This is a genomic window from Streptomyces lonarensis, from assembly GCF_012033735.1.
Lineage (GTDB): Bacteria > Actinomycetota > Actinomycetes > Streptomycetales > Streptomycetaceae > Streptomyces > Streptomyces lonarensis.
Window position 1 is genome coordinate 1 of sequence record NZ_JAAVJD010000310.1, and the last position, 5013, is coordinate 5013.

5 protein-coding genes are annotated in these 5013 nt (G+C 72.9%); all 5 read left to right on the plus strand.

Features of this window, described 5'->3' with window-relative positions; translation table 11 throughout:
• Positions 1 to 152 precede the first annotated feature (152 nt).
• The 5 genes from HCN56_RS23440 (at position 153) to HCN56_RS23460 (ending at position 4969) form a co-directional block, all read left to right on the plus strand.
• Entirely contained in the window at positions 153 to 941 is a 789-nt protein-coding gene (locus HCN56_RS23440) for a hypothetical protein (protein WP_167974331.1), read from the plus strand.
• A gap of 295 nt (positions 942 to 1236) precedes the next feature.
• Complete coding sequence (locus HCN56_RS23445) at positions 1237 to 1575, plus strand: YbaB/EbfC family nucleoid-associated protein (protein WP_167974333.1); 339 nt, start codon at positions 1237 to 1239, stop codon at positions 1573 to 1575.
• 186 nt (positions 1576 to 1761) lie between these two features.
• On the plus strand, positions 1762 to 2361 hold the full coding sequence (gene recR, locus HCN56_RS23450; RefSeq protein ID WP_167974335.1) for a recombination mediator RecR: 600 nt from the start codon (positions 1762 to 1764) through the stop codon (positions 2359 to 2361).
• On the plus strand, positions 2354 to 3112 hold the full coding sequence (locus HCN56_RS23455) for a DUF5063 domain-containing protein (protein WP_167974337.1): 759 nt from the start codon (positions 2354 to 2356) through the stop codon (positions 3110 to 3112). The genes recR and HCN56_RS23455 overlap by 8 nt, the downstream gene beginning before the upstream one ends.
• 585 nt (positions 3113 to 3697) lie before the next feature.
• A complete protein-coding gene (locus tag HCN56_RS23460; protein ID WP_167935099.1) occupies positions 3698 to 4969 on the plus strand; it encodes an aspartate kinase in 1272 nt (423 codons plus the stop codon).
• Positions 4970 to 5013 lie beyond the last annotated feature (44 nt).

Consider the following 5013-nt stretch of genomic DNA (forward strand, 5'->3'; position numbering starts at 1 on the left):
GCGCGGCACCGGGGGCGTGGCCGGGTGCCGTGCAGCCCGGTCAGGGCGGCGCCGCACAGCGGCCGGCCCAGCACCCGGTCCAGCAGTCCGCCCCGGCCGCGCCGCAGCAGGCCGGCGGTCACCGACCCGAGCCGCAGCAGGCTCCGCCGCCGATGGCGACCGGTGGGGTTCCGCAGGTCCAGCCGCGCTGGGACGCGGTGCTCGACGCGGTGAAGAAGCGGCGGCGCTTCAGCTGGATCCTGCTGAGCCAGAACGCCCGCATCAGCGGCGAGGACGGCTCCACCCTGCGCATCGGGTTCGCCACCGCCGGCGCGCGCGACAGCTTCGTCAACAGCAACAGCGACGACCTGCTGCGCGAGGCGCTGGGCGAGGTGCTGGGGGGCCAGTGGAAGGTCGAGGCCGTCGTCGAGGGTGGCGGTGGCTCCGCCCCGGCCGGTCCCGGCGGCGGTGGCTCGTACGGCGGTGGCCCGCAGGGCTTCACCCCGCCCCAGCCCACCGCGCCGCCCGCCGCCCCCGCGCCGCAGCCCGGCCCGGCGGCAGGCCAGGGCCCGGACGCCGGCCAGGGTCACCACGGCGGCGGCCAGACGCACGACGGCCAGGCCCCGGGCGGCTACTCCTCCCAGGCGCAGGGGTACGGCGGTCAGGGGCAGGGCGGCGGCCAGAGTGCGCCGAACGGCGGCCGCCCCGCGTCGGCCCCCGGGGGGCACGGCGGGCCCGGCGCGAGCGGCAGCCCTGGTGGTTCCGGTGGTTCCGGCGCGGGCTACGCCGCCTCCGGTGGAGCCGCGGCGACGACCGGTCGCCCCTCCTCGCCCTCGGTGGCCATCGAGGACGACATGCCGGCGTACGACGACGCCGACCTGGACGAGAAGGCCCTCTCCGGGCCGGAACTGATCATCGACGGCCTGGGCGCGACGATCATCGAGCAGTTCCAGAACGAGTAGCGCCGGCCGCGGCCGCACCGCACGACCCCGCCGTCCGCGATCTCATCCGTCGGCGACCCCCGCCGTCCGCGGCGACGCGCCCCTCGTCCGGCGTATCTCCCCGCCCCGCCGACGGCTGCCGACGCACCGCTGAGACCGGGCCCCTGCAGAGACCGGGCCTGCAGAGAACGGGACCGGGCCCGGGACGGCCGCCGGGCGGGGCGTTCCCCCGCGAATGGGACATCGGGGAGTGCTCGGCGACGGCAGACCGTAGGCTCAAGGGGTACGTGCTTTTCATCGACTCCCAGGAGCGGCCGTGTTTCCCGGTGGTGGGGCGGACATGCAGCAGTTGCTGCAGCAGGCCCAGAAGATGCAGCAGGACCTCGCGCAGGCGCAGCAGGAACTCGCGGAGACCCCCGTCGAGGGCTCGGCGGGCAACGGCCTGGTCAAGGCGGTGGTGACCGGCGCGGGCGAGCTGAAGGCGCTGGAGATCGACCCCAAGGCGGTGGACCCCGACGACACGGAGACCCTCGCCGACCTGGTGGTGGCCGCGGTGCGCGCCGCCAACGACAACGCGCAGCAGCTCCAGCAGGCCAAGCTCGGCCCGCTGGCCCAGGGCATGGGCGGCGGCGGCCTCCCCGGTCTGCCCTTCTGACGACCGCGCCCCGGGGCGCGGCACCGGCCCCGGGGCGCCCGTCCGGCCGTCGTTGCGGTGGGGTGGCCGGGGCGGACGGGGCGAGGGTTGACCCGCGTGAGTGACAACCACGTGGTAGCGGTGGAGCGGCCGGACAACTAGCCTCAAACCCACCGACGTTCAAAGGGAAGAACAAGGAAGGCATCCGTGTACGAAGGCGTGGTCCAGGACCTCATCGACGAATTGGGCAGACTGCCCGGCGTCGGTCCCAAGAGCGCGCAGCGGATCGCCTTCCACATCCTCCAGGCCGATCCGGTGGACGTGCGCCGGCTCGCGCAGACGCTGAACGAGGTCAAGGCGAAGGTCCGGTTCTGCTCCGTGTGCGGCAACGTCGCGCAGGACGAGCAGTGCCGGGTCTGCCGCGACCCCCGGCGTGATCCCTCGGTCATCTGCGTGGTCGAGGAGTCCAAGGACGTGGTGGCCATCGAACGCACCCGGGAGTTCCGGGGGCGCTACCACGTGCTGGGCGGCGCGATCAGCCCGATCGACGGCGTCGGCCCGGAGGACCTCCGGGTCAAGGAGCTCCTCGCGCGCCTCGCCGACGGCACGGTGACCGAGTTGATCCTGGCCACCGATCCCAATCTGGAGGGCGAGGCCACGGCCACGTACCTGGCCCGCATGGTCGGCTCGTTCGGCCTGAAGGTCACCCGCCTGGCCAGCGGGCTGCCCGTCGGGGGAGACCTGGAATATGCCGACGAGGTCACGCTGGGGCGTGCCTTCGAGGGGAGGCGACTACTCGATGTCTGATGCCACGACCGCACCCACCGCACCGACCGCACTCACCGCCACCGAGCTCCTGGACGTGACGGGCGGGCCCGCGCCCACCGCCGTGCCGGTGGGCTCCGCGGCGGTCACCGCAGCCGTCGAGGGCCCGGACGCCTTCGCCGTCCAGATCGCCGACCAGATCGAGAGTTTCATCATCGCCGTCGCGGAGATCGCCAAGGGCGACGACCCCGACAGCGCCGTACCCCACCTGCTGCTCCAGATCTCGCAGCTGCTCCTCGCGGGCGGGCGCCTCGGCGCCCACGAGGACGTGGTTCCCGAGGAGCGCTACGAGCCGGACACCGGGCCGGAGCCGGACATGGACGGGCTGCGCGACGGCCTGGCCCGGCTGCTGGAACCGGTGGACGTCTACTCCGAGGTGTTCGACCCGTACGTGCCGCGGGCGATGCCCGTCGCCTGCCGGATCTCCGACGACCTCGCGGACATCGTCACCGACCTGCGGCACGGCATGGCCCACTACCGGGCCGGCCGTGTCAGCGAGGCGCTGTGGTGGTGGCAGTTCTCCTACCTCTCCAACTGGGGGCCGACCGCCGGCGCCGCGCTCCGCGCGGTGCAGTCGCTGGTGGCGCACGTCCGGCTGGACACCCCGCTCGCCGAGCTCGACGGGCTGGACACCGACACCGAGGTGGAGGACGGCGACCTGGAGCGTCAGGCGGGCCGGGTGATGGCGGTGGAGATCGCCGCGCCGCTCGGGCTGCGTCCCGATCCGGCCTGACGCCCCCGGGCCACCCCGCAGGGGCCGCGCCACGACCCCGCACCCGACCGTGCACCGTGACCGCGCCGTCCGCTCTCCCACCAGGTGCAGCGGACGGCGCGGTCGGTTGTTCCGTCGGTCGTTGCCCCCGTCCGGTTCCGGGCCCCGCTGCCCCCCGGGGTTCCCGTCCCCCACGCCATGCCGTCCCGCCCGCGCGGGCCGGGCGCGCCGGTGCCGGCCGCGGCCACCGCCTGTCACTGCGTACCGGCCGTCCGTCACGCCCCACGACGGCTGCCCCGTCCCGCGCGGGCCGGGGCGCGCGCCCCGGGAGTGCCCCGATTGGGCCGGCGGTTGCGCCGCTGCGCGGTGCATGTGAAGGTGCCGTGCGCGGATGTAATGCGCCCGTACGGGTGGTTTCGCCGCTGTGAGCTGCCGCACGTTCGGTGTGTCGCCTGGTGGGGCGGGCAGGGGTGACCCCGGAGCGGGCACACCGTCTCATGATGTGGCGGCGAAATGGGCGAAAGGTGTCCGCTCGGTAAGCTGAGCCGGCCGGTGTCCTCCGCGAGGGGGCCCGGAGAGCGAGACTGATTCGAGGAGCGAGCACACGTGGGCCTTGTCGTGCAGAAGTACGGCGGCTCCTCCGTTGCCGATGCCGAAGGCATCAAGCGCGTTGCCAAGCGGATCGTCGACACCAAGAAGGGCGGCCACCAGGTCGTCGTCGTGGTGTCCGCGATGGGTGACACAACGGACGAGCTGATCGACCTCGCCAAGGAGGTGTCGCCGGTCGCGTCGGGGCGCGAGTTCGACATGCTGCTGACCGCCGGTGAGCGCATCTCCATGTCCCTGCTGGCCATGGCCATCAAATCCCTGGGCCACGAGGCGCAGTCCTTCACGGGCAGCCAGGCGGGTGTCATCACGGACTCCGTGCACAACAAGGCGCGGATCATCGACGTCACGCCGGGCCGCATCAAGAGCTCGGTCGACGACGGGAACATCGCGATCGTCGCGGGCTTCCAGGGCGTCTCCCAGAAGCGCAAGGACATCACCACGCTGGGCCGCGGCGGTTCCGACACCACCGCCGTCGCGCTCGCCGCCGCCCTCGATGCAGAGGTCTGCGAGATCTACACCGACGTGGACGGCGTCTTCACCGCCGACCCGCGGGTCGTGCCCAAGGCACGAAAGATCGACTGGATCTCGGCCGGCGAGATGCTGGAGCTGGCAAGCTCCGGCTCCAAGGTGCTGCTGCACCGCTGTGTCGAGTACGCACGCCGCTATCAGATCCCGATCCACGTGCGGTCGTCCTTCTCCGGACTGCAGGGCACCTGGGTCAGCAACGAACCGCGAGGGAACCAGCCGATGGAGCAGGCGCTCATCTCCGGTGTCGCGCACGACACCTCCGAGGCGAAGATCACGATCGTCGGGGTCCCCGACAAGCCGGGCGAGGCCGCGGCGATCTTCCGCGTCGTCGCCGATGCCGAGATCAACATCGACATGGTGGTGCAGAACGTCTCCGCCGCGGCGACGGGGCTCACCGACATCTCCTTCACGCTGCCGAAGACCGACGGCCCCACCGCCATCGGCGCGCTGGAGAAGCGCAAGGGCGCCATCGGCTTCGAGTCGCTGCGCTACGACGACCAGATCGCGAAGATCTCGCTGGTCGGCGCCGGGATGAAGACCAACCCGGGCGTGACGGCGACCTTCTTCGAGGCGCTGTCCAACGCCGGGGTGAACATCGAGCTGATCTCCACCTCGGAGATCCGCATCTCGGTCGTCACCCGCGAGGCCGACGTCAACGAGGCGGTCCGCGTCGTGCACACCGCGTTCGGTCTCGACTCCGAGAGCGACGAGGCCGTCGTCTACGGCGGCACCGGCCGCTGAGCCGTCCGGGCCGCGGCGGTCGGCTCAGCCGCCCGCCGTCGGCC